The organism is Dactylosporangium darangshiense (genome assembly GCF_039537565.1).
GTDB lineage: Bacteria > Actinomycetota > Actinomycetes > Mycobacteriales > Micromonosporaceae > Dactylosporangium > Dactylosporangium darangshiense.
Genome location: NZ_BAABAT010000010.1, coordinates 229,519 through 250,739 on the forward strand (window position 1 = coordinate 229,519; position 21,221 = coordinate 250,739).

General features: G+C 71.9%; 19 protein-coding genes. 9 read left to right on the forward strand and 10 right to left on the reverse strand.

What is annotated here, in order from left to right; genetic code table 11:
* Positions 1–149 precede the first annotated feature (149 nt).
* Genes ABD901_RS20980 through ABD901_RS20990 form a run of 3 tightly spaced genes read left to right on the forward strand, consistent with a single transcriptional unit; the run spans position 150 to position 3,453 of the window.
* Positions 150–1,568, forward strand: coding sequence for an RNB domain-containing ribonuclease (locus ABD901_RS20980; RefSeq protein WP_345128794.1), 1,419 nt, complete (start codon positions 150–152; stop codon positions 1,566–1,568).
* Entirely contained in the window at positions 1,565–2,260 is a 696-nt protein-coding gene (npdG, locus tag ABD901_RS20985) for an NADPH-dependent F420 reductase (RefSeq protein ID WP_345128795.1), read from the forward strand. The genes ABD901_RS20980 and npdG overlap by 4 nt, the downstream gene beginning before the upstream one ends.
* On the forward strand, positions 2,257–3,453 hold the full coding sequence (locus ABD901_RS20990) for a cytochrome P450 (RefSeq protein ID WP_345128796.1): 1,197 nt from the start codon (positions 2,257–2,259) through the stop codon (positions 3,451–3,453). The genes npdG and ABD901_RS20990 overlap by 4 nt, the downstream gene beginning before the upstream one ends.
* A gap of 413 nt (positions 3,454–3,866) precedes the next feature.
* Here ABD901_RS20990 and panB read toward each other — a convergent pair whose 3' ends face one another.
* The gene (gene panB / locus ABD901_RS20995) at positions 3,867–4,700 is read right to left on the reverse strand and encodes a 3-methyl-2-oxobutanoate hydroxymethyltransferase (protein ID WP_345128797.1); all 834 of its coding nucleotides are present in this window, start codon (positions 4,698–4,700) and stop codon (positions 3,867–3,869) included.
* 103 nt (positions 4,701–4,803) lie between these two features.
* The gene (gene nadE, locus ABD901_RS21000; protein ID WP_345128798.1) at positions 4,804–6,411 is read right to left on the reverse strand and encodes an NAD(+) synthase; all 1,608 of its coding nucleotides are present in this window, start codon (positions 6,409–6,411) and stop codon (positions 4,804–4,806) included.
* Between the two features lie 153 nt (positions 6,412–6,564).
* Between nadE and glnA (ABD901_RS21005) the strand changes: the two genes are divergently transcribed.
* A complete protein-coding gene (glnA, locus tag ABD901_RS21005; protein WP_345128799.1) occupies positions 6,565–7,917 on the forward strand; it encodes a type I glutamate--ammonia ligase in 1,353 nt (450 codons plus the stop codon).
* Between the two features lie 4 nt (positions 7,918–7,921).
* Here glnA (ABD901_RS21005) and ABD901_RS21010 read toward each other — a convergent pair whose 3' ends face one another.
* The 3 genes from ABD901_RS21010 to ABD901_RS21020 are packed head-to-tail and all read right to left on the reverse strand — an operon-like array spanning position 7,922 to position 10,199.
* Positions 7,922–8,653, reverse strand: a complete 732-nt coding sequence (locus ABD901_RS21010; protein WP_345128800.1) for a ferredoxin reductase — start codon at positions 8,651–8,653, stop codon at positions 7,922–7,924.
* A 34-nt stretch (positions 8,654–8,687) separates the two neighbouring features.
* Positions 8,688–9,287 (reverse strand): sulfite oxidase-like oxidoreductase, encoded by a 600-nt coding sequence (locus tag ABD901_RS21015; protein ID WP_345128801.1) that lies wholly within the window; start codon positions 9,285–9,287, stop codon positions 8,688–8,690.
* A gap of 39 nt (positions 9,288–9,326) precedes the next feature.
* Complete coding sequence (locus ABD901_RS21020; RefSeq protein ID WP_345128802.1) at positions 9,327–10,199, reverse strand: S66 peptidase family protein; 873 nt, start codon at positions 10,197–10,199, stop codon at positions 9,327–9,329.
* Positions 10,200–10,217: 18 nt separating this feature from the next.
* On the opposite strand from ABD901_RS21020, the gene ABD901_RS21025 reads away from it, so the two are divergent.
* Both ABD901_RS21025 and ABD901_RS21030 read left to right on the forward strand, forming a co-directional pair.
* Complete coding sequence (locus tag ABD901_RS21025) at positions 10,218–11,021, forward strand: type 1 glutamine amidotransferase (protein ID WP_345128803.1); 804 nt, start codon at positions 10,218–10,220, stop codon at positions 11,019–11,021.
* Complete coding sequence (locus tag ABD901_RS21030; RefSeq protein WP_345128804.1) at positions 11,021–13,918, forward strand: bifunctional [glutamine synthetase] adenylyltransferase/[glutamine synthetase]-adenylyl-L-tyrosine phosphorylase; 2,898 nt, start codon at positions 11,021–11,023, stop codon at positions 13,916–13,918. The genes ABD901_RS21025 and ABD901_RS21030 overlap by 1 nt, the downstream gene beginning before the upstream one ends.
* Positions 13,919–14,008: 90 nt before the next feature.
* On the opposite strand, the gene glnA (ABD901_RS21035) is transcribed toward ABD901_RS21030, so the two are convergent.
* Positions 14,009–15,433 carry a type I glutamate--ammonia ligase gene (gene glnA, locus ABD901_RS21035; RefSeq protein WP_345128805.1) on the reverse strand — a complete coding sequence of 475 codons (1,425 nt, stop codon included), beginning with the start codon at positions 15,431–15,433 and terminating at the stop codon, positions 14,009–14,011.
* A 179-nt stretch (positions 15,434–15,612) separates the two neighbouring features.
* Between glnA (ABD901_RS21035) and ABD901_RS21040 the strand changes: the two genes are divergently transcribed.
* Positions 15,613–15,963, forward strand: a complete 351-nt coding sequence (locus tag ABD901_RS21040; protein ID WP_345128806.1) for an RDD family protein — start codon at positions 15,613–15,615, stop codon at positions 15,961–15,963.
* A 7-nt stretch (positions 15,964–15,970) separates the two neighbouring features.
* Here ABD901_RS21040 and ABD901_RS21045 read toward each other — a convergent pair whose 3' ends face one another.
* Both ABD901_RS21045 and lipA read right to left on the reverse strand, forming a co-directional pair.
* On the reverse strand, positions 15,971–16,669 hold the full coding sequence (locus ABD901_RS21045) for a DUF4191 domain-containing protein (RefSeq protein ID WP_345128807.1): 699 nt from the start codon (positions 16,667–16,669) through the stop codon (positions 15,971–15,973).
* 24 nt (positions 16,670–16,693) lie between these two features.
* Entirely contained in the window at positions 16,694–17,629 is a 936-nt protein-coding gene (gene lipA, locus ABD901_RS21050) for a lipoyl synthase (RefSeq protein WP_345128808.1), read from the reverse strand.
* A 100-nt stretch (positions 17,630–17,729) separates the two neighbouring features.
* Here lipA and ABD901_RS21055 point away from each other — a divergent pair, with 100 nt between their 5' ends.
* Positions 17,730–18,302, forward strand: coding sequence for a DUF6928 family protein (locus tag ABD901_RS21055; RefSeq protein ID WP_345128809.1), 573 nt, complete (start codon positions 17,730–17,732; stop codon positions 18,300–18,302).
* Here the strand turns inward: ABD901_RS21055 and lipB are convergent.
* On the reverse strand, positions 18,286–18,900 hold the full coding sequence (gene lipB / locus ABD901_RS21060; protein ID WP_345128810.1) for a lipoyl(octanoyl) transferase LipB: 615 nt from the start codon (positions 18,898–18,900) through the stop codon (positions 18,286–18,288). The two genes, ABD901_RS21055 and lipB, sit on opposite strands and share 17 nt — an antisense overlap.
* A gap of 123 nt (positions 18,901–19,023) precedes the next feature.
* On the opposite strand from lipB, the gene ABD901_RS21065 reads away from it, so the two are divergent.
* Complete coding sequence (locus ABD901_RS21065) at positions 19,024–20,259, forward strand: extracellular catalytic domain type 1 short-chain-length polyhydroxyalkanoate depolymerase (RefSeq protein ID WP_345128811.1); 1,236 nt, start codon at positions 19,024–19,026, stop codon at positions 20,257–20,259.
* On the opposite strand, the gene ABD901_RS21070 is transcribed toward ABD901_RS21065, so the two are convergent.
* Positions 20,229–21,125 (reverse strand): TIGR01777 family oxidoreductase, encoded by an 897-nt coding sequence (locus tag ABD901_RS21070; protein ID WP_345128812.1) that lies wholly within the window; start codon positions 21,123–21,125, stop codon positions 20,229–20,231. The two genes, ABD901_RS21065 and ABD901_RS21070, sit on opposite strands and share 31 nt — an antisense overlap.
* Positions 21,126–21,221: the final 96 nt, after the last annotated feature.

The window sequence follows — 21,221 nt, forward strand, 5'->3', positions numbered from 1 at the left end:
GTGCATCGCGAGGGCGGACCGGCCGTCCGCGCGGTGCGACGGCGGACGGGGCGTTCGCGTGCGGCGCGGACGGGGCTTCGCGCGTGTAGGAGGCGAGGGATGGCCGTTCGCCGGAGGGCGAGGGTGAGGCGGGCTGGTAAGACTGAGCCGTGACCGCACGCCGTGTACTCGCCCCGCGCATCGACTTCAGTGCCCTCCGGCGCGAGCTCGACCTGCCCGAAGGGTTCTCCGCCGAGGCCGAGCGGGAGGCCGGGCAGGCCGCCGCGCTCCGGTTCGACGGGCGGCCGGACCGGACCGACCTCGAGTTCGTCACCATCGACCCGCCCACCTCCAAGGATCTCGACCAGGCGCTGCTGCTGGTGCGGCGCGACGGCGGGTACCGCGTGCATTACGCCATCGCCGACGTCGCCGCGTTCGTCGAGCCGGGCGGTGCGCTCGAGCGCGAAACGTGGCAGCGCGGGCAGACCGTGTACCTGCCGGACGGGAAGGTGCCGCTGCACCCGCCGGTGCTGAGCGAGGGCGCGGCCAGCCTGCTGCCGGACCAGGTGCGCCCGGCGGTGCTGTGGACGATCGACCTCGACGCGGACGGCTCGACCGTCGCCGTGGACGTCGCGCGGGCGCTGGTGCGCAGCCGGGCGAAGCTCAACTACGAGGGCGTGCAGGCCGACGCCGACGGCGGGAAGCTGCACCCGTCCGTGGCGCTGCTGCCCGAGATCGGAAAGCTGCTCGTCGGGCTCGGGCTCGCGCGCGGGGCGGTGAACCTGCCGATGCCGGAGCAGGAGATCGAGCCGGACGGGGACGGGTGGCGGCTGACGCTGCGCGCGCCGGTCGCCGTCGAGGAGTACAACGCGCAGATCTCGCTGCTCACCGGGATGGCGGCGGCGCGCATCATGCTCGACGGCGGTGTCGGGCTGCTGCGCACGATGCCCCCGGCGCCGCGCGAGACCGTCGAGGCGCTGCGCGTGGCTGCGGGGGCTCTGGGGGTACCGTGGCCGGAAAATGCCACTCCCGGGCAGGTCATTGCCGCGATCGACCCCGGGCAGCCACGGGCCGCGGCCTTCCTCGACCAGGCGGCCGAGATGATGCGCGGTGCCGGCTACACGGCCTTCGACGGCGCGCCGCCCGAGCAGCCGCTGCACGCCGCCGTCGCCGCGCCCTACGCGCACGTGACGGCCCCGCTGCGCCGCTTGGCCGACCGTTACGTCACCGAGGTGTGCCTGGCCCTGCACGGCGGCGCTGAGGTGCCCCGGTGGGCTCGTGACGCGCTGCCGAAGCTGCCCGAGGTGATGTCCCGCACCGACCGCGTCGCCGGCTCGGCCGACCGGGCCGCGGTGGACCTCGTCGAGGCGGTGCTGCTGCAGGGGCGCGTCGGCGAGACGTTCGAGGCCGCCGTGCTCGACGTCGACCCGGCACGCCACCGCGCGGACATCGCGATCGACGACCCGCCCGTGCGGGCCCGCTGCGAGGGATCCGACCTGCCGCTGGGGGAGCGGACCACGGTGCGGCTCACCGAAGCTGACCCGGCCAAGCGAAAGGTGGTCTTCCAAGGGGTACAACAGAAGGCATGACCTACGACCAGAGCGCCCTGCCCGACGTGTCGGGCCTGTCCGTCGGCATCATCGGCGGCACCGGGCCCCAGGGCCGCGGCCTCGCGTACCGTTTCGCCCGCGCCGGCCAGCGGGTCCTCGTCGGATCCCGCTCGACCGAGCGCGGCGAGCACGCGGCGCAGGAGCTGCGCGAGATGCCCGGCGTCGGGCCGGACGTCGTCGCCGGCGGGGACAACGCGTTCGCCGCCGGGGCCGACATCGTCATCGTCGCGGTGCCGTGGGAGGGCCACGCGGCGATCGTCTCGGAGCTGGCGCCGCTGCTGAACGACGGCAAGATCGTGGTGGACTGCGTCAACCCGCTCGGGTTCGACAAGCAGGGGCCGTATCCGCTGCGCGTCGAGGACGGCAGCGCCGCCGAGCAGGCCGCGACCCTGCTGCCCGAGGCCCGGGTGTGCGCGGCGTTCCACCACGTCAGCGCCGTGCTGCTCGCCGACCCGGCGGTCGACGCCGTCGACCTGGACGTGCTCGTGCTCGGCGACGACCGCGACGCCTGCCTGCAGGTGCAGGCCCTCGCCGCGCGGATCAGCGGCATGCGGGGCGTCTTCGCCGGGCGGCTGCGCAACGCGGGGCAGATCGAGGCGTTCACGGCCAACCTGATCGCCATCAACAAGCGGTACAAGGCGCACGCCGGCATCCGGGTGACCGACCTGTGAGCCACGCCTTCGACCCCTGGTCGCCCGAGTTCGTGGCGGCGCCCTACCCGACCTACGCGCGGCTGCGCGAGGAGTCGCCGGTGCTGTGGTTCGAGCCCAGCCGGCAGTACCTCATCAGCCGCCACGAGGACGTCAACGCGCTGCTGCGGGACCGCCGGCTCGGCCGCAGCTACCTGCACGTGGCCACGCACGAGGAGATGGGACGCTCGGCCCCGCCCGACTACCAGGAGCCGTTCTGGACCCTCAACGACAACGGCATGCTCGACCGCGAGCCGCCCGACCACACGCGGCTGCGGCGGCTCGTGTCGCAGGCGTTCACACCGCGGCGGGTCGAGGCGCTGCGCCCGGTCGTGCAGCGCCTCGCCGACGAGCTCGTCGACGCGTTCGTAGCCGAGGGCGGCGGCGACCTGATCGCAAACGTCGCCGAGCCGCTGCCGGTGACCGTCATCGCCGAGCTGCTGGGCATCCCCGAGGCCGACCGGCACGCGTTGCGGCCCTGGTCGGCGGCGATCTGCGGGATGTACGAGCTGAACCCGTCCCGCGAGACGGCCGAGGCTGCGGTGCGGGCGTCGGAGGAGTTCTCGGAGTACCTGCGTGCCCTCGCCCGCCGCCGCAAGGACGACCCGCGCGACGACCTCGTCAGCGCGCTCGCCGCGGTCGAGGGGCTCAGCGAGGACGAGCTCATCGGCACCTGCGTGCTGCTGCTCAACGCCGGCCACGAGGCGACGGTCAACGTCACCGGCAACGGGTGGCGCGCCCTGCTGCTGCACCCCGAGCAGCATCTCGCGTTACAAGAAAAGCCCGAGCTCATCGGTACCGCGGTGGAGGAGCTCATGCGCTTCGACACCCCGCTGCAGATGTTCGAGCGGTGGGTCCTCGAAGACATCGAGGTCCGCGGGGTGACGATCCCGCGGGGCAGCGAGGTGGCCCTGCTGTTCGGCTCGGCCAACCACGACCCGGCCGCGTTCGCCGACCCGGAGCGCTTCGACGTGACCCGCCGGGACAACCCGCACATCTCCTTCGGCGCCGGCATCCATTACTGCCTCGGCGCACCGCTCGCCCGCATCGAGCTGGCGGCATCCTTCGGTGCGCTGCTGGCCAAGGCGCCCGGGCTGCGGTTGTCGAGCGAGCCGGTGTACAAGCCCGGGTACGTCATCCGCGGCCTCAAGAGCCTGGATGTGTCCGTCGCGTAACTAACGGGCGCCGCCTTCCCGCGCTGACGGCCGGCGTTTTCTCTCCACGATCATAAAAACCGGCCCTTGGGAGGGTCGAAAACGCATGATCGTGGAAAGAAAACGCCGGTCGGCGGCCTGGAATGCGCCCTGCAGGTGCTACCGCTCTCCGCAGGTGCGCAGCAGGCTCCGCAGTGTCGCTATGGGCTGCTTGCGTGGATTTATCGCCTGTCAGGTATAAATCCGACAAGTCGTGGCGCGCCAGCGCCCGACTTGTCGCAAAAGCCCGACGATAAGGGCCGACCAGCCCCGCCGGCCAGCCCCGACGAGTCTGCGTGGAAGGGCCGAGAAGTTCTGCGTGGAAGGGCCGGGGAGGTTGGCGGGCCCGGCTCCGGCGGGCAGAGCGCGTCGGAGCCGGGGGAGAGCGGCGAGTGTCAGTCGAAGGTGTGTTCCTGGGCCGGGAAGACGCCCGAGCGGACCTCGTCCGCGTACGCGCGCGTCGCCTCGGACAGGGCGCCGGCCAGGTCCGCGTAGCGCTTCACGAAGCGCGGCGTCCGGCCCGTGCGCAGGCCGGCCATGTCCTGCCAGACCAGCACCTGGGCGTCGGTGTCGGCGCCCGCGCCGATGCCGATCGTCGGGATGTGCAGCTCGTGCGTGATGCGCTTGGCCACCTCGCCGGGGACCATCTCCAGGACGACCGCGAAGGCGCCGGCCTCGGCGACCGCGTGTGCGTCCTCGACCACGTCCTCGGCGGCGTCGCCGCGGCCCTGGACGCGGTAGCCGCCCAGGGCGTGCTCGCTCTGCGGTGTGAAGCCGATGTGCGCCATGACGGGGATGCCGGCGCTGGTCAGGGCCGCGATCTGCGGGGCCACGCGGCGGCCGCCCTCGAGCTTGACGGCGTGGCAGCCGCCCTCCTTCATGAAGCGGACCGCGGTGCGCAGCGCCTGCGCGGGGCCCTCCTCGTAGGAGCCGAACGGCAGGTCGCCGACGACCAGGGCGCGGCGCGTCGAGCGGACCACGGCGCGCACGAGGGGCAGGAGCTCGTCCTCGCTGACGGAGACCGTGGACTCGTAGCCGTAGACGTTGTTCGCGGCCGAGTCGCCCACCAGCAGGACAGGGATGCCGGCCTCGTCGAAGATGCCGGCGGTGTACTGGTCGTACGAGGTGAGCATCGGCCACCGCTCGCCGCGTTCCTTGGCGGCGATGAGGTCCCTGGTGCGAACCCGGCGGTTGACGGCGCCGCCGTACAGGGACGGGATCTCGGACATCAGCGTCCTCCTGTTCACTCCTCGAGGCCCCATGCGGGGTCCCCGGGCTATCCCCCGATGGTCGCACCGGCGGCGCCGGATGCGCCCGGTCGGATGCGGTTTTTCACAGTGCTGAACCAACGCGCGTGCGGAAGCGGTTGGTGATGGGCACACGGCCGGCGCGGCGAGCGGAGATGCGCGTGCCGGGCGGGCTCTGGCGGCGTTTGTACTCCGCCGCGTCCACCATCCGCAGCGTGCGCTCGACGACCTCGGGGTCGTGCCCGGCCGCGACGAGCTCGTCGCGGCCCAGCCCGCCGTCGACGTAGCCGGCGATGATGTCGTCGAGGACCTCGTAGTCGGGCAGGGCGTCGGTGTCGAGCTGGCCGGGGTGCAGGTCGGCGCTGGGCGGCTTGGTGATCGAGCGCTCGGGGATCGGCGCCGGGTCGCCGCGGCGGTCGGCCTCCTCGTTGCGCCAGCGGGCGAGGCGGCGCACCAGGGTCTTCGGCACGTCCTTGAGCGGGTTGAAGCCGCCGGCCGAGTCGCCGTACAGCGTCGAGTACCCCACCGCCAGCTCGCTCTTGTTGCCGGTCGTGAGCACCAGGTGCCGCTCCTGGTTGGACAGCGCCATGAGGACCACACTGCGCACCCGCGCCTGCAGGTTCTCCACCGCCGCGCCGCCGAGCGCCAGGTTGGCCAGGAACCCGTCCACCATGGGCTGGATGGGCTCGACCCGGAAGTCCAGGCCGGTGCGCCGGGCCAGCTCGCGCGCGTCCTCGCGGGAGTCGTCGGAGGAGTACTGACCGGGCATCGACACGCCGACGACCGACGCCGGGCCGAGCGCGTCGCAGGCGATCGCGGCGGCGACCGACGAGTCGATGCCGCCCGACAGGCCCAGGGCCACGCTGTGGAAGCCGTTCTTGCGCGCGTAGTCGCGCAGGCCCAGCACCAGCGCCTGCCACACCTCGGCCTCGACGGCGACCCGCGCGGCGATCTCCGGCGCCGGGACCGGCCGCGCGGGCTCGGCCAGGGGGACGGCCAGGACCAGGTGCCCGGCCGGCGGCTCGGCCGCGGCCGGGGGCAGGTCCAGGTCGAGGACCAGCAGCTTCTCCACGAACTGGGGCGCTCGGGCGACCAGGGCGCCGTCGGGGCGTACCACCAGGGAATCGCCGTCGAAGACCAGCTCGTCCTGGCCGCCGACCAGGTTCACGCAGGCCACGACCGCGCCGGCCGCCGCCGCCCGTGCGGCCAGCCGGGCCAGCCGCGAGTCGTCCGCGTCCTGCTCGTAGGCGAGCCCGCCCGCGTGCACCACCAGCCCGGCGGGCCGGGGCGCGGCCTCGTCGCCGGTGGTGAGCGCGATGTCGATGCCGCCGACGCGGACCACGCCGCCCTCGGGCTCGGCGTGGCACTCGCCGCGGTGCAGCACGGCCACCGCCGGGCGCGGGCCGCGGTCGTCGGCGTCGAGGTACCCCGTGAGCACCACCACCTCGCCGAGCCCATGCGCCGCCAGACGGGCGGCCAGGTCCTCGGCCGCGCGCCGCGACGCGGCGACGAAGGACCCCCGTAATGCGAGGTCCTCGACGGGGTGGCCGGTGAGCATGAGCTCCGGGAACGCCACCACGTGGGCGCCCTCGCCGGCCGCGCGATCCGTCCAGGCGATGACCAGGGACGCGTTGCCGTCCAGGTCCCCGACCGTCGGGTCGGCCTGGGCGAGCGCGAGTCGCAGCCTCGGCATGCCTTCAGTGTCTCCCAGCTGGGAGGGAGGCGCCCGATGACCGTTCACTCCCGTGCGGGTGGAGATACCTCGGTCCGGTAACTTGTGTGTAACACCATCGGGCGAGACTTGCCCGAATTGGCCGTAGACACTGCAGCTCGTGGGGGCATAACCGTGGACCGTCAGCAGGAGTTCGTGCTCCGGACGCTCGAAGAGCGCGACATCCGCTTTGTGCGGCTGTGGTTTACCGACGTGCTGGGCACGCTCAAGAGCGTCTCGGTCGCGCCGGCCGAGCTCGAGGCGGCGTTCGAGGAGGGCATCGGCTTCGACGGCTCCGCCATCGAGGGCTTCGCCCGGGTCTACGAGTCGGACATGGTGGCCATGCCCGACCCGACGACCTTCCAGGTGTTCCCGTTCGAGGGCGGCATGTCCGGCGAGAGCGCCCGCATGTTCTGCGACATCACCCTGCCCGACGGCTCGCCGTCCTGGGCCGACCCGCGCCACGTGCTGCGCCGGGCCCTGTCGAAGGCGGCCGAGAAGGGCTTCACCTTCTACACCCACCCCGAGATCGAGTTCTTCCTGCTCGAGAGCCTCGGCGAGAACGGCTCCGCCCCGTTGCCGGTGGACACCGGCGGTTACTTCGACCACACCACGCACGCCGTCGCCCGCGACTTCCGCCGCCAGGCGGTCCTCGCCCTGGAGCGGATCGGCATCTCGGTCGAGTTCAGTCACCACGAGGTCGCGCCCGGGCAGCAGGAGATCGACCTGCGCTACGCCGACGCGCTCACCACGGCCGACAACATCATGACGTTCCGGCACGTCATCAAGGAGGTCGCGCTGTCGCACGGCGTGCACGCGACCTTCATGCCGAAGCCGTTCACCGAGCAGCCGGGCAGCGGCATGCACACGCACCTGTCGCTGTTCGAGGGCGAGCGCAACGCGTTCCACGACGCGAGCGACCCGATGAAGCTGTCGAAGGTCGGCCAGGCGTTCATCGCCGGCCTGCTGGTGCACGCCCGGGAGTACACCGCGATCACCAACCAGTGGGTGAACTCCTACAAGCGGCTCTTCCCGCAGACGCTGCCCAACCGGATCACCGAGTCCCCGGCGTACGTGTGCTGGGGCCACCGCAACCGCTCCGCCCTGGTGCGCGTGCCGGCCTATGGCAAGCCCAACTCGGCGCGCGTCGAGGTCCGCTCGCTCGACTCGGCCAGCAACCCTTACCTCGCCTACGCGGTCATGCTCGGCGCCGGCCTGCGCGGCATCGAGCAGGGCTACGAGCTGCCGCCGGGCGCCGAGGACGACGTGTGGGCGCTGACCGACGGCGAGCGCCGCGCGGCCGGCTACGAGTCGCTGCCGGAGAACCTCGCCGAGGCGATCGACGTCATGTCGGGCTCCGAGCTCGTCGCCGAGGTCCTCGGCGAGCACGTCTTCGACTTCTTCCTGAAGAACAAGCGGACGGAGTGGGAGGAGTACCGCCGGGTGGTGACCCCGTTCGAGCGGGAGCGCTACCTCGGCATGATGTGACGGCTCACCCGTAGCGCTCGGTCTTGATGCTCCTGGCGTCATGGCCGAGCGCCACCATGATGTCCGCCACGGTCTCCACGAAGCCGGTCGGCCCGCAGATGTACACGCTGGGCTCGAAGTCCTTCGACCACGCGTGCGTGTTGACGTCCGCGACGCCGACCCGGCTGCCGCGCACGCGGGTGTAGACGTACTGCACGTCGAGCCCGCCGTCGTCGCGCGCCCTCCGGCGCAGCTCATCCGCATAGATCACGTCTTCGGGCGTTCTGACCGAATAGATCAGCTTGAACGGCGTCTTCGCGCCGCTCTCCGCCCGCGCCCGGATCATGGCCATCAGCGGCACCACGCCGGACCCGCCGGCGATCAGCTGCACGGGCGCCGGGTCGGTGTCCCGCCACACGAACCAGCCGCCGATCGGCCCGCGAACCTCGATGGATTGCGAAATGTCGTAAACATCGGTCAGATACGGCGAAACCTCACCGTCGTCGACGCGCTGCACGGTGATCTCGACGCCCGACGCGGACGCGATCGAGTAGCTGCGCTGCGCCGTGTAGCCGTCGGGTGCTGTCAACCGCAGGTCGACGTGCTGGCCGGGCAGATGCCCCGGCCAGTCGGGAACGTCGAGCACCAGCGTCCGCGCGCTGGCGGTTTCCTGTCGTGCCGAGACGAGCGTGGCCTTACGCCAGCTCAGTCGCCCTCCGCTTCGCTCCGGGCGCCCGAGCCTAGAAGCTGTGTTCATTGCTGATCGGCCCCTCCGCTTCGCTCCGGACCGCTCAGTCGCCCTGGTACCGCTGCTCGCGCCATGGGTCTCCGTAGTTGTGGTAGCCGGCCTCCTCCCAGAAGCCCGGCTCGTCCTCGAGCATCATCCGCAGGCCGTGGATCCACTTCGCGGACTTCCAGAGGTACAGGTGCGGGACCAGCAGGCGCGCCGGTCCGCCGTGCTCGGCCTCGAGCGCCTCGCCCTCGTACCGGTACGCCACCCACGCCTGTCCGTCGAGCAGGTCCTCGAGGGGGAGGTTGGTGGTGTAGCCGTCGTAGGAGTGTGCCATGACATAGTCGGCGGCCGTCTCGACGTCCTCCATGAGCGTGTCGATCGGCACCCCCCGCCAGCCGGTGTGCAGTTTCGACCACTTCGTCACGCAGTGGATGTCGACGGTGACGTCCTCGTACGGCAGGGCGGTGAACTCGCCCCACGTCCACTTCTTCTCCTCGCCCGTCTCGGTGGTGATGACGAACTCCCACCGTTCGGTGCGCACCCGCGGCGTCGGGCCGGCCGACAGCACCGGGAAGTCGTGCGCGAGGTACTGGCCGGGCGGAAGGTCCGGCTGCTGCTTGCGGCGAAGACCGCCGAATCCCGGCGTCAGAGTGCTCATGCGCCCATCCTGCACCGTGCCGGCCGCCCGTGGCTTCGCTCAGTCGACTGGTGAGACGCGGCTTACCAGCGTCCCGGCGCCGGCGTCGAGCACCGCGGGCGCGCCGACCACCACCGTCTCCTGCCCCTCGCCGTGCCCGATCGGCAGCCCGGCCAGCACCGGCACGCCCAGCCCGCCGAGCCGCTCGGCCAGCACGTCCTCGGCGGAGCCCGTGCCGTCGCACTCGGTGAACTGCCCGAGCGCGATGCCGCGCACGCCGGCCAGCGCACCCGCGCGCAGCAGCTGCGTCAGCATCCGATCGATGCGGTACGGCGCCTCGCCCACGTCCTCCAGCAGCAGCACGGCGCCGTCGAGGCCGGGCATGTCCGCGGTGCCGATCGTGCTCACCAGCATCGCCAGGTTGCCGCCCAGCAGCACGCCCTCGGCCCGCCCGCCGCCCGGCGCCGGGGTGCCGTGCACGGTCAGCGGGCCGCCGGTCATCAGCGCGCGGCGCAACGACTCCGCCGAGGCCGCCGGCGTGCGCGCGTCCAGCCAGGCGCCGCCCGGGCCGTGCACCGAGGGCCAGCGCCCGTGCCGCCACGCCGCCAGCTGCAGCGCGGTGATGTCGGAGAAGCCCACGATCGGCTTCGGCTCGCCGAATCGCACGCCGTCCACGATCCGCTGCACGCCGTAGCCGCCGCGCGTGCAGATCACCGCGCGGACCCGCGGATCGGCGAGGGCCGCGTTCAGGTCGTCGAGGCGGGCATCATCGGTACCCCCGAAATATCCGCGGCGGTCCAGGACGTGCGGCGCCGGTTCGGCGCGCAGGCCCCAGCTCTCGAGCAGCTCCACGCCGCGGGCGACGCGCTCCGGCGCGGCGGGGCCGGACGGGGACACGAGCCGGACGACGTCGCCGGGTTCCAGAGCGCGCACGGTCGTTATTGTCGGTGCGTGACGATCGAAGGCCCCGGCCGGGGCAACCTGGCGCTCGTGGTGGAGAACGACCCGTCGGACGGGCCGGGCCGGCTGGGGGACTGGCTCATCGCCGGCGGGCTGCGGCTTGAGGTGTGCCGACCGCACGCCGGCGACGCGCTGCCGGCCGACCTCGACGCCTACGCGGCGGTGGTCGTGCTCGGCGGCGAGCAGGACGCCTTCGCCGACGCCGAGGGCCGGCGGGGCGCGCCCTGGTTCGACGAGCTCGACGGGCTGCTGCGCAAGGCGACCCGGCACAAGGTGCCGACCCTGGCGATCTGCCTCGGCGCGCAGCTGCTCGCGCAGGCGCACGGCGGCACCGTCGAGCGCAGCGCCGCCGGGCCCGAGATCGGCGTGCGGCTCGTCGCCCGCCGCGACGCCGCTGACAACGACCCCATCTTCGCCGCGGTGCCGTTCGCGCCCGACGTGTTCCAGTGGCACCTCGACGAGATCGTCGAGCTGCCCGTGAACACCACGCTGCTGGCGGCCTCGACGAACTACCCCGTCCAGGCGTACCGCATCGGCGGTTCCGCGTGGGGCCTGCAGTTCCACATCGAGTGCGACCTCGAGATGCTCGCGCAGTGGGCGATGGACGGCGTCGACACGCTGGGCGACCTCGGCATCGACGCCGTCGAGATGCTCGAGCGCGCCGACGCGGTGATGGGCGACGTCGAGGAGATCTGGAAGCCCTTCGCCGAGCGGTTCGCGGCCGTGGCGCTGCGCGGGCTACCGCAGGGCGGCGAGGGCGGGCTGCGCTCCCTGCCGCTGATCAGGCCGAGTTGATGGCCGCAGGTCACCTCGCTCGTTTCGGCTTCACCGACAACGAGCGCACCGAGGCGGTCGCCGGCCCCGACGGGCTCGGCCTGTGGGACCCCGTCAACCGCCGTCCCGCCGACGACGAGGCCGCGGCCGTGCTCGACACGCTGTACTTCGCCGCCGACCCCGACCTGGCCCTGTTCGAGCTGCACCGGCTCGTCGAGGCGGCGGGGCCGGAGGTGGCCGCGGCCGTGCGCGAGGACAAGGCCCTGCGCCGCCGCCTCATCGGCGTCCTCGGCGTCTCGGCGACCCTCGGCGACCTGCTCGTGGCCAACCCCGACGAGTGGCGCGAGCTGGTCGGCGAGCAGAACAGCCGCCCGGCGGGCTACACCACGCGCGAGGTGTCCTCGGTGCCTTCCCTGCGCAGTGGGTACCGCAGGGAGCTGCTGCGCATCGTGGCCGCCGACCTCACCGGCGCCGCCGACGTCGAGGTCACCATGCGCCGGCTGACCGAACTGGCCGACGCGACCCTGCAGGCGGCCCTCGCGATCGCCATCGCCGAGCAGGGCTCCGACACGTGCCGGCTCGCCGTGATCGCCATGGGCAAGTGCGGCGGCCGCGAGCTCAACTACGTCAGCGACGTCGACGTCGTCTTCGTCGCCGAGCCCGACGGCGGCGCCGACGTCGAGACCGCCATGCGCGCGGGCAGCGCGCTGGCCGCCCGCATGATGGAGATCTGCGGCTTCGTCGCCTGGCCCGTCGACGCGCAGCTGCGCCCCGAGGGCAGCCGCGGCGCGCTGGTGCGCACCGTCGCGTCGCACCTGGCGTACTACCGGAAGTGGGCCAAGACCTGGGAGTTCCAGGCGCTGCTCAAGGCCCGCCCGGCCGCCGGCGACCTCGAGCTCGGCCGGGAGTGGCTCGCCGAGCTGCAGCCGCTGATCTGGTCCGCCGCCGAGCGCCCCGAGGCCGTCGACGAGGTCCGCGGCATGCGCCGGCGCATCATCGAGGCCATCCCGCGCGCCGAGGTCGACCGCGAGATCAAGCGGGGACCGGGCGGCCTGCGGGACATCGAGTTCGCGGTACAGCTGCTGCAGCTCGTGCACGGCCGCGCCGACGAGTCGCTGCGCACCCCGACCACCCTCGCCGGCCTGCGCGCGCTCATCGAGGGCGGCTACGTCGGCCTGGCCGACGGCGAGGCGCTGCTGCGCGCCTACCGGTTCCTGCGCGTCGTCGAGCACCGTCTGCAGCTGCAGCGCCTGCGCCGCACCCACACGGTGCCGGACGACCCGACCGGCCTGCGCTGGCTCGCGCACGCCCTCGGCTACCGCCCCAACGCCGCACGGGACGCCGTCGAGTCGTTCCGAGCCGAATGGGTACGCCACGCCGGCGAGGTCCGCCGCCTGCACGCGAAGCTGTTCTACCGCCCGCTGCTGGAGGCCGTCGCCCGGGTGCCCACCGAGCAGCTGCGCCTCACCCCCGACGCCGCCCGCGCCCGCCTCGACCTGCTCGGCTTCGCCGACCCCGCCGGCGCGCTGCGGCACATCGAGGCCCTCACTGGCGGCGTGTCGCGCACCGCGGCGATCCAGCGCCAGCTGCTGCCGGCCCTGCTCAGCGAGTTCGCGGACGCGCCGGAGCCCGACCGCGGCCTGCTGGCCTACCGGCAGGTGTCGGAGAAGGTCGGCAACACCCCGTGGTACCTGCGCCTGCTGCGCGACGAGGGTCCGGTCGCCCTGCGCCTGGCACGGCTGCTCGCCCTGTCGCGGTACGTCACCGAGCTGCTCGTACACGACCCGGAGGCCCTGCGCCTGCTCGCCGACGACGCCGAGCTCGTCCCGCGCAGCGCCGAGGTGCTCACCGAGGGCTTCGCCGCCGCCGCCGCCCGCCACGACGACCCCGAGACCGCCATCAACGCGGTCCGCGCCCTGCGCCGCCGCGAGCTCTTCCGCATCGCCTGCGCCGACCTGCTCGGCCTGCTCGACGTCACCACGGTCGGCGACGCCCTCTCCGCCGTCATCGACGCCACCCTGCGCGCCACCCTGGGCGTGACGGCCGGCGCGGAACCCCCGCTGGAGTTCGCCATCATCGGCATGGGCCGCCTGGGCGGCGCCGAGACCAGCTACCCGTCCGACGCCGACGTCCTGTTCGTCTACGAGGCCGCGCCCGGCATGGCCGACGACGCCGCGAGCGGCGTCGCCCTGACCATCGCCGAGGAGCTGCGCCGCCTGCTCGCCCGCCCCGCACACGACCCGCCCCTGGGCGTCGACGCCGACCTGCGCCCGGAGGGCCGCCAGGGCCCGCTCGTGCGCAGCCTGGGCGCCTACCAGCAGTACTACGCCCGCTGGTCGAAGGTCTGGGAGGCGCAGGCGCTGCTGCGCGCCCGCGTCGTGGCCGGCTCCGAGTCCCTCGGCGCCCGCTTTCTCGCCCTGGCCGACAGCACCCGCTACCCGGTGGGCGGCCTCACCCGCGAGCAGATCCACGAGATCCGCCGCCTGAAGGCCCGCGTGGACAGCGAGCGCCTCCCGCGCGGCGCCGACCCCGCCACCCACACCAAGCTCGGCCGCGGCGGCCTCGCGGACGTCGAGTGGACCGTCCAGCTGCTCCAGCTGCAGCACGGCCACGCCGTCCCTTCGCTGCGCACCCCGCGCACGCTGGAGGCACTGGCCGCCGCCACCGCCGCCGGCCTGCTCGACCCGGCCGACGCCGTGGCCCTGGAGGCCGGTTGGCGCCAGGCTTCGCGCGTGCGCAACCTGCTCACCCTGGTCCGCGGCCGCGCCAGCGACCAGCTCCCACGCCAGGGCCCCGATCTGGCCGCGCTGGCCACCATCCTGCGCGAGGACGCCGAGCCCCAGGAGTACCTGGACGAGTACCTACGCGTGGCCCGCCGCACCCGCACCACGGTGGAGCGTATCTTCCACGACGCTTGACCTACTTCCTTCTCCTGGGGGGCGAGCATGCGGAGCGGCCCGCCCCCGAAAGGGGACGGGCCGCTGCGGTGGAGCCAGACGTGCGATCGATCACACGTCGTAGTACATGGCGAACTCGTGCGGGGTCGGGCGCAGGCGGACCGGGTCGACCTCGTTGGCGCGCTTGTACGAGATCCAGGTGTCCACCAGGTCCTGGGTGAACACGCCGCCCTCGAGCAGGAAGCCGTGGTCGCCCTCGAGGGTGTTGAGCACCTCGTCGAGCGAGCCGGGGACCTGCTTGACGTTGGCGACCTCCTCCGGCGGAAGGTCGTAGAGGTCCTTGTCGATCGGGGCCGGCGGCTCGATCTTGTTCTTGATGCCGTCCAGGCCGGCCATGAGCATGGCCGAGAACGCCAGGTAGACGTTCGCCGACGGGTCCGGGACGCGGAACTCGACGCGCTTGGCCTTGGCGTTGGTGCCCGTCACCGGGATGCGGGTGCAGGCGGAGCGGTTGCGCTGCGAGTACACCAGGTTGACCGGCGCCTCGTAGCCCGGCACCAGGCGGCGGTACGAGTTGACCGTCGGGTTGGTGAAGGCGAGCAGCGACGGGGCGTGGTGCAGCAGGCCGCCGATGTACCAGCGGGCCGTGTCCGACAGGCCGCCGTAGCCGGCCTCGTCGTAGAACAGGGGCTCGCCGCCCAGCCAGAGCGACTGGTGGGTGTGCATGCCCGAGCCGTTGTCGCCGAAGAGCGGCTTCGGCATGAACGTCGCGGTCTTGCCCGCGGCCCACGCGGTGTTCTTCACGATGTACTTGAACAGCTGGAGCTGGTCGCCCGCGTGCAGCAGCGTCGAGAACTTGTAGTTGATCTCGGCCTGGCCGGCGGTGCCCACCTCGTGGTGCGAGCGCTCGACCACGAAGCCGGCGCCCAGCAGCCGCTGCACGATCTGGTCACGCAGGTCGGCGTAGTGGTCGACCGGCGGGACGGGGAAGTAGCCGCCCTTGTAGGCGGTCTTGTAGCCCCGGTTGCCGCCCGGCTCGTCCTTGCCGGAGTTCCACCAGCCCTCGATCGAGTCGATGTAGTAGTACGCCTGGTTCGCCGACGTCTCGTGGCGGATCGAGTCGAAGATGTAGAACTCCGCCTCGGGGCCGAAGTACGCCGTGTCGGCGATCCCGCTCGACTTGAGGTACGCCTCCGCCTTCTTCGCCACGTTGCGCGGGTCACGCGAGTAGGCCTCGCGGGTGAACGGGTCGTGGATGAAGAAGTTCAGGGCGAGGGTCTTCTCGACGCGGAACGGGTCGATGAAGGCCGACGTCGCGTCGGGGAGCAGCAGCATGTCCGACTCGTGGATCGCCTGGAAGCCACGGATGGAGGAGCCGTCGAAGGCCAGACCCTCGCTGAACACCTTCTCGTCGAACGACTCGACCGGCACGTTGAAGTGCTGCATGACCCCCGGCAGGTCGCAGAAGCGAACGTCGACGAAGCGGACGCCCTCATCCTTTACGTAACGCAACAGCTCTTCAGAATTGGCGAACACTCGTCCTCCAGGTCTCAGGCATGACCAGTCTGGTGATCACTTCAGTGTGAAGGTGTCTGGTTGGTCGCGACCGTAGAACCATGCGATTGCCCCGGCGTGTCTCGATTGTTTCCGCTATGTTTCGCAGGCCTTAGCTCGGCCGATCAGCCGGGTCGGGTCGTTCGATAGTCTGACCCGTCGTGGAACCCGCACCGGCCTCGCTGGCCCGCCGATTCGGCGCGCTCTTGATCGACTGGATATCGTGCCTGCTCATCGCGGGTGTCTTCGCCAAACCTACCGATGAGCCGTGGCTTGCGCCGGGGATCTTCGTCGTGGTGTACACCCTGTTCCTGGGCTTCTTCGGCCAGACGCTCGGCATGCGGCTCATGCGGATCCGCTGTGTGTCTCTGCACACAGGGGGTCCGCTGGGTGTACCGCGGGCACTGCTGCGGTCCCTGATCATGCTTCCGCTGATCACCACGCTGATCATGGACCAGAACCAGCGCGGCCTGCACGATCGAGCGGTCGGCTCGGTCGTGCAGGCCGTGTAAGCGCTGCTCAGCGGCCGCGCATCGCCTTGAACTGCCCCTTCGGGGGCTTCATGTTCTTGGGCAGGGCGCCCTTGGGCATCTGCGGGCGCGCCGAGAGCGCGGTCAGCCGCTTGTCCAGGGAGTTGACGTCCTTGGCCGTGATCGAGCGGGGCAGCCGGATCAGCGTGTTGCGCAGCTTGGCGAGGGGGATCTGCCCCTCCTCGTTGCCGACGATGAAGTCGCGCAGCTCCGCGTTGCCGATCACCTTCACCAGGCGGCGCCGCTCCTGGCCGATGAGCCCCTTGACCCGGCTCAGGTTGCCCTCGCCGATCAGGATCACGCCGGGGCGGCCGATGACCAGGTGAACCATGTCGAACTGCGTCGTGGACGCGATCGCCGGGCTCACCCGCCAGTCGCCGCGCATGTTCTCGATGATCGACGCCGCGGCGCCGGGCTGCCCCTCGGCCTCCTTCATCATGGCCTTCTGCGAGCGCAGGTTGAGCACGATGACGGTGCCGAGCAGGGCGAGCAGGACGCCGACCGGCGCGAAGATCCACGATAGGCCCAGCGCGATAGCGACGCCCACCGCGATCAGCGGAACGAGGACGACCGTCACCACGAGCGGGACGAACACCTTGTCGCGCTTCGCGGTGAACGAGAACACCATGCCGATCTGCTTGAGCCGTGTGAAGAAGGAGACCTTCTCCGGCTCCTGGGCCTTTGCCATACCCCCGAGTCTAGAGGGATGACATCAAGCGTTGAGAGCCCGGCCGTCCAGGGCTTGGCGGTACAGTCGGCCGGCCCGGTACGAGGAGCGCACCAGCGGCCCGCTCAGCACGCCTGCGAAGCCGATCTGCTCTGCCTCCTCGCGCAGCTCGACGAACTCCTCCGGCTTCACCCAGCGCTCCACGGGGTGGTGGCGCGGGGTCGGGCGCAGGTACTGCGTGATCGTCACCAGCTCGCAGCCGGCCTCGTAGAGGTCCCGCAGCGCCTGTGACACCTCGGCCCGCTCCTCGCCCATGCCGAGGATCAGGTTGGACTTCGTGACCAGGCCCGCCTCGCGCGCCTTGGTCAGCACGCCGAGCGAGCGGTCGTAGCGGAACGCCGGGCGGATGCGCTTGAAGATCCGCGGCACGGTCTCGACGTTGTGCGCGAGCACCTCGGGCTGCGCCTCGAAGACCTCGGCCAGCAGCTGCGGCTCGCCGTTGAAGTCCGGGATGAGCAGCTCGACGCCGCACCCCTCGACCAGGGCGTGGATCTGCCGGACGGTCTCGGCGTAGAGCCACGCGCCGCCGTCGGGCAGGTCGTCGCGCGCCACACCGGTCACGGTGGCGTACTTCAGCCCCATCGTCGCCACCGACTCGGCCACCCGGCGCGGCTCGTCCGCGTCGAACTCGGCCGGCTTGCCGGTGTCGATCTGGCAGAAGTCGCATCGGCGGGTGCACTGATCGCCGCCGATGAGGAAGGTCGCCTCGCGATCCTCCCAGCATTCATAGATGTTGGGACAGCCGGCTTCCTGGCACACCGTGTGGAGGCCCTCGCGCTGGACGAGCCCCCGAAGATGCGTGTATTCGGGACCCATCTTGGCCGAGACCTTGATCCACGACGGTTTGCGCTCAATCGGCGTCTCCGCGTTTCGCGCTTCGATGCGCAGCAGACGACGGCCTTCGGGAACAACGGCGGTCACAGTCCGAAGACTACGCCCGGGGCATGCCCAAGCGCTGGGAACGCGATTGACGTCACGTTCGCGAGGTTTCTCTACTGGGTGGTACGGCAATGACTGAGTCGTGGCGCTCAACGACACGCTCGTGGTCTTCTCCGACGGCAACCCGATCGACGTCCTGCGGTCCTATCCCGTGCTGGACAAGCCGGCCACCCGCGTGCTCGCCGAGCGCCTCTTTCCCGGCTCCGCGCTCGAGGAGATCGGCGACGAGTTGCTCGTCGACGCGCTCGACCCGCCGGACGGCGTCCTCGTCGTCGGCTCGTTCCCCGGCCTCGACATCGTGTGCAGCTGGCGGCTCACCCCGCGCCGCCCGTCGGAGCTCGACCCGGCGGTGCTGGCCGCCACCGAGCGCCGCAACGTCTACCTGCACGCCGCGCACGGCGACGCCGAGTGGTGCAGCTACGGCGTCTGGCGCGACGGCGCCCGGGTGCGCGCGCTCAGCGTCTGCGTCGACCCGGCCGTGACCGAGGACGAGGGCGACCCGCTGCCGTTCGAGGCCCGCGAGCGCCCCGCCGATCTCACCTGGGCCTCGATGCAGGCGCTCTTCGGCTTCGCGTGCGACGACCACGAGCGCCTCGACGAGGTCGACCCGGAGCTGATCCCGGTCGTGGCCTACCGGGTCAGTACAGCGTCTTGAGGTGCCGCTCCACGATCGGGGTGACCTCCTCGACGGTCACGTCCCGGCCGAGCTCCGCCGACAGCGACGTGACACCCGCGTCGCGGATGCCGCAGGGCACGAAGATGTCGTACCGCGAAAGGTCGCAGTCCGCGTTCAACGCGAACCCGTGCAGCGTCACGCCGCGGGCGACCCGGATACCGATGGCCGCGATCTTGCGCTCGGGCCCGCGCTCGTCGGCCGCCACCCACACGCCGCTGCGCCCCTCGACCCGGATCGTGTCCAGCCCCAGCTCCGCGCAGACGTCGATGAGCATCTGCTCCATGCGCCGCACGTAGGCGACCACGTCCGCCGGGTCGGGCAGCCGGATGATCGGGTAGCCGACGAGCTGGCCCGGGCCGTGCCAGGTGATCTTGCCGCCGCGGTCCACGTCGATCACCGGCGTGCCGTCGAAGGGCCGGTCGGCAGGCTCGGTGCGCTTGCCGGCCGTGTAGACGCTCGGGTGCTCCAGCAGCAGCACCGTGTCCGGCGCCGCGCCGTCGGCGACCTCGGCGTGCACGCGCCGCTGCTCAGCGAGCGCCGCCTCGTACTCGACCACTCCGGCCTGGACGATTCGCATACTGCAGCCTAACCCTCGCCTCCGGGACACTGGCCGAGCCGCGGAATGTGTGGCATCGGGACATAGTGGTGCGTCGAACCTCACACCTAGCGTGGTGCTCCCCACACGAGGAAGGGCACCGCCATGCCCCGCATATTGCGACTCATCCTGCCCGCCTTCGCGGCGCTCGCCGCCGCCGTAGCGATCACCACCGTTTCCACGCCGGCCTACGCAGCCACGCTGACGACCGTGTCGAGCTTCGGTTCCAACCCCGGAAACCTGACGATGTACTCGTACCGCCCCGACGGCCTGCCTTCCGGCGCGCCCCTGGTCGTGGCGATGCACGGGTGCACCCAGAACGCGAACGACTACTTCACCAACTCGGGCTGGCGCAAGTACGCCGACCTGTGGCACTTCGCCCTGGTCCTGCCCGAGCAGAAGTCGGCGAACAACAGCACGAGCTGCTTCAACTGGTTCGAGACCGGCGACACCGCGCGCGGCGGGGGCGAGGCGCTGTCGATCAAGCAGATGGTCGACTACGCCGTCGCGAACTACGGCACGGACGCGTCCCGCGTCTACGTCACCGGGCTGTCGGCCGGCGGCGCGATGACCGCCGTGATGCTTGCCACCTACCCGGACGTGTTCGCCGGCGGCGCGATCATGGCCGGCCTGCCGTACCGGTGCGCGACCTCGACGACGAGCGCCTACAGCTGCATGAACCCGGGCGTCGACAAGACCCCGGCGGCCTGGGGCGACCTGGTGCGGGCGGCCTACTCCGGCTACGGCGGCGCCCGGCCGCGCGTCGCGATCTGGCACGGCACCTCCGACACCACGGTCGCGCCGGCCAACGCCACCGAGCTGCGCGACCAGTGGACGAACGTGCTCGGCGTGTCGCAGACGCCGACCTCGACCGCGTCGCTGCCCGGCGGCACGTCGCTGTCCAACTACGCCGACAAGGTGAAGGTGTACCTCGTGTCGGGCATGACGCACGCCACGCCCGTCGACCCGGGCTCCGCGACGGAGCAGTGCGGCACCGCCGGGACCTACTACAAGGACACCATCTGCTCGTCGTACTACCAGGCCGTGGACTGGGGCCTGGACAACGGCGCCGGCCCGAGCACCAGCCCGACCGCGAGCGCCAGCGCGTCGGCCAGCCCCACGGTCAGCCCGAGCACCAGCCCGACGCCCACCCAGAGCGCCGGGCCGTGCGTGCGCGCCACCAACTACGCCCACGTCACGGCGGGCCGGGCGCACCAGAGCCTCGGGTACGTGTACGCCAACGGCTCCAACCAGAACATGGGCCTCTACAACGTGTTCACCACCCACGGGCTGCGCCAGACCGGCGCGAACTACTGGGTGATCGACGACACGGCCTGCTGAAGGGCCTCGTCGACGGTGCGGTGCGCGAAGGTGAACCCCTCGCGCACCAGCACCGCCGGCAGCACCCGCTGGCTGGCGAGGGCCTCGCGGCCGAACTCGCCGGCCGCCACCCGCAGCGCGAGGCCCGGCACCGGCAGCAGGTTGGGCCGGTGCATCGCGCGGGCCAGCGCGGCGGAGAAGTCGGCGTTGGTGACCGGTTCGGGACCGGTGAGGTTGACCGGCCCGCTGATCTGCCGCTCGAGGACGAACGTGACGGCGTCGAGCCAGTCGGGGACCGAGATCCACGGCAGGTACTGCCGGCCGCTGCCCATGCGCCCGCCCGCGAACAGCCGGAACTGCAGGTACAGCGGCTTGAGCAGCCCGCCCTCGCGGTCCAGCGGAAACCCCGTGCGCAGCAGCGCGACCCGCGTGCCGGCGTCCTCGGCCGGGTGGGTCGCCGCCTCCCACACCTTGCACAGGTCGGCCAGGAAGCCCTCACCCGCGGGCGAGGACTCGTCGACCTCCCGGTCGCCGGTGTCGCCGTAGTAGCCGACGGCGGAGGCGTTGAGCAGCACCCGCGGCCTGGTCGCGGCGCCGGCGATCGCCCGGGCGATCGTGTGGGTGGTGTCGACCCGGCTGTCGAGCAGCACCTTCTTGTACTGCGCGGTCCACCGCTTGTCGCCGACGCCCGCGCCGGAGAGGTTGATCACGGCGTCGGCCTTGGCCACGACGCTCGCGTCCAGCACCCCGGCGGTCGGGTCCCAGCGCACCTCGCCCGGCCGCGGTGGCCGCCGCACGAGCGGCGTCACCCCGTGCCCGGCCTCGCGCAGGTGGCGCACGAGGTGCCGGCCGAGGAACCCGGACGCCCCCGAGATCAGGATCTGCATACGGTCATATTGCCTGTGCGGGGCACCCACGGAACAATTCTATATAGATAGACTTGTGGCGGGTCGCGCGCCCGCCGCGGCGCTGGCGCCGGTCAC

What these genes read in the sequence shown, in the direction of transcription:
- ABD901_RS21070 (WP_345128812.1), bottom strand. Translation starts at nt 21,125, where the DNA reads ATGCAGATCCTGATCTCGGGGGCGTCCGGGTTCCTCGGCCGGCACCTC.
- lipB (WP_345128810.1), bottom strand. Translation starts at nt 18,900, where the DNA reads ATGCGAATCGTCCAGGCCGGAGTGGTCGAGTACGAGGCGGCGCTCGCT.
- ABD901_RS21010 (WP_345128800.1), bottom strand. Translation starts at nt 8,653, where the DNA reads ATGAACACAGCTTCTAGGCTCGGGCGCCCGGAGCGAAGCGGAGGGCGA.
- ABD901_RS21065 (WP_345128811.1), top strand. Translation starts at nt 19,024, where the DNA reads ATGCCCCGCATATTGCGACTCATCCTGCCCGCCTTCGCGGCGCTCGCC.
- npdG (WP_345128795.1), top strand. Translation starts at nt 1,565, where the DNA reads ATGACCTACGACCAGAGCGCCCTGCCCGACGTGTCGGGCCTGTCCGTC.
- nadE (WP_345128798.1), bottom strand. Translation starts at nt 6,411, where the DNA reads ATGCCGAGGCTGCGACTCGCGCTCGCCCAGGCCGACCCGACGGTCGGG.
- ABD901_RS21015 (WP_345128801.1), bottom strand. Translation starts at nt 9,287, where the DNA reads ATGAGCACTCTGACGCCGGGATTCGGCGGTCTTCGCCGCAAGCAGCAG.
- panB (WP_345128797.1), bottom strand. Translation starts at nt 4,700, where the DNA reads ATGTCCGAGATCCCGTCCCTGTACGGCGGCGCCGTCAACCGCCGGGTT.
- ABD901_RS21030 (WP_345128804.1), top strand. Translation starts at nt 11,021, where the DNA reads ATGGCCGCAGGTCACCTCGCTCGTTTCGGCTTCACCGACAACGAGCGC.
- ABD901_RS21045 (WP_345128807.1), bottom strand. Translation starts at nt 16,669, where the DNA reads ATGGCAAAGGCCCAGGAGCCGGAGAAGGTCTCCTTCTTCACACGGCTC.